General features: G+C 52.1%; 1 protein-coding gene. It reads left to right on the forward strand.

What is annotated here, in order from left to right:
* The first annotated feature begins 73 nt into the window (after positions 1-73).
* Positions 74-2,476 (forward strand): hypothetical protein, encoded by a 2,403-nt coding sequence (locus tag ACSSV8_RS20095; protein WP_454283665.1) that lies wholly within the window; start codon positions 74-76, stop codon positions 2,474-2,476.
* The last annotated feature ends 2 nt before the right edge of the window (positions 2,477-2,478 follow it).

Genomic DNA, 2,478 nt, shown 5'->3' on the forward strand with positions numbered 1-2,478 from the left:
ATGTCCGCGCCTCCGTCCAAATGTCTCTCAGGACCGATCTTGCCATGAAGAGGGCGGATCGCCGAGGAGAAACGTGATCATCCGGGATGGAGCACTTATAGACAACCAAGACGTCACTCAGTTCAACGGTGTTTCCGCCGAGGAACTGAGGGCAGAGCTAACTGCCTCTGATATTTCGTCAGATGCGAAAGCCGCCTATTTCTTTGGTCGGTTGTCCGGTGACTTTGCGGATGTTCTGCGACAGGACGTCACATCATTGGCCGACGGCGATCCTCGATTAAATGGAACATTACAGCGCGCCAGCATTGATATAACCGAAGCCGGACAGACCAAGCTTGGGTTCACCTCTCCGCTTCAACCCGCTGCTGAGATCGACTATGAAATCGTCAACACCCGCTCCAGCTCTCGATTGGATGAAGTTGGCCGAAAACAATTGGCCGTTTCATCCGCTTTTTCTGCCAGTTCCGTCTATCAGACCAATGTCGAAGACCTTATCCGGTTGTTGGCGGACGTTCGGCAAAACGACAATATCGAAGGCCTCGCCGCCAAGATTGGTGAACTCCCGCCGGAACAGGTGAATTCGCGGATGAGTTTCGGCGAATTGCAGCAGGAAATTTCGACGACTTTTCCCGATGAGGGAACAAGCAACTTGCTGGCGAGAGTTGGTAACGATTTCTGGAATGACGAAAGCGGGTATGTTGACGTTAGCAGAGTTCCGGACAGCCTACGCAGTTCTGCTGTTCGACTGGCTGCATTCTACAAAGATGCTTGGGACGAAAGCGTAGGTTTGTTCAAGTACGACGGCAGCGCGGCGAAATTTGCAGGAAAATTGACGTTAGGAGTCGTCACACTGGGATTGGGCGTTTTAGAGTCTGCCGTGCAAGCCAAGAAACACGGCATTCTATCCGAAGAATTCGCTACCTGGGCAGCGCAAACGGTTATCATTGGGGCAATTGCAATTCCGATTGTCGGCACCCTCGCGTCGGCGATAATTAGTGCCGCGCCAACGCTCGGCCCGATAGGGATATGGGGCCTTGCGGCCGTCGCGACGTACAAGGGTATTAAAGAACTTGCTGAGAAAATTGTAACCGAATGGGCGGACGAGCCCGACTCCTTTATCTTTAAAGCTGCTTCCGCCGTTCTGGACAAGATGAACAGCCTCGAAGATTCTGTAAGTACTGCGGCGAAGGAAGCCCTCGATTATGTTTTCGATGCGACCTTACAAGCAATAGGATTACAAGAGGTTGTGACGGCGGATGGAACATCCGTTGCGTATACGTTTGGTCGCGAGGACATCCTTCTTTATGGCAGCGAAGGTGCCACATTGCTTGGCGGGGAGAATAGCGATCTTCTGGTTCATTCAGGATTTGGAGAGGTCTTTGGCGAAGCCGGAGACGATGTGCTGATCGGACTGTTTCCAAAAACAATAAAGCAAGGAGAACGGATCGGCGTGCCGCCATCTGAAAATGAGATTGACTTACGCACGGTGGCGCAACGTGACATGAACCTCATCCTGAATGGGGGGGATGGCGATGATCAGGTTATCACCATCCTCGGCGAGAAGGCCATCACCATTGGCGGTCTTGGGCGGGACTGGATTTTCAATACGTCCAAAGGCGGGGTCATTTTCGGTGATACGATAGATGGACAAAATCCGAATGATCCGGCGGATGATCTGGAAGGGCCTGAACATTCCGACAACATATGGTGGTGGCCGGATGTCACAGTGGTGGATGCACGACCGAATGACGTTCTGAAGTTTTTCGGGTTTCCGATGGTGGGAGGCAACAACAACCTTCCAGTGGTAAGCCTTGGACCGCTCAGTTCATTCGGGTTGGGTTTGGCCACGTTCCAGAGTCAAGTTTATTTCGATTTCTTCTTGCCTTTCATGACTTATTTCCCGGTTGAGGGCGAAGGGCTTTATGTCTCGAATATTTTCACGTCCTTGTTTGGCTCGGAGAGCCTTGAAGAGACACGCGGCTCGATGCTGATCGAGAATTTCAATGCGCCAGTGGTTGCATGGGGAGTCCAGCTTTTCGATCAGGACATAAAGGGCGACCTCGGCCTTATCTTTAAAATGGCTAATCCAATTTTGGCGCTTTTGGCTTTGATTCCGATGCCTGCGATTGGTGGTATTGTTCGCAGTCTGCCAATGATTGACGAACTACTCACACTGTCGGGAGCTTTGGCACGTGTAGGCAAGGCCCTAGAGTGGAGCGCGGGCACCGATCCGTTAGTGATTGACCTGGATGGCGATGGGATTGAGACAAACTCGCTTGCTAATTCAGAGATATATTTCGATCTGGATGGCGATTTTTTTGCTGAACGGACTGGCTGGCTTGATGGCGATGACGGCTTTCTTGCGCTTGATCGCAACGGCAATGGTGTCAACGGCGGAGTAAAATTCGGCCATTGTGGCGGAGCAAAAGTCGGCCAGTTTGGGGCGAGCGCCTTGGAGCGTGCGGCCCTCATATAGCA

The organism is Roseovarius sp. MBR-79, from assembly GCF_053628555.1.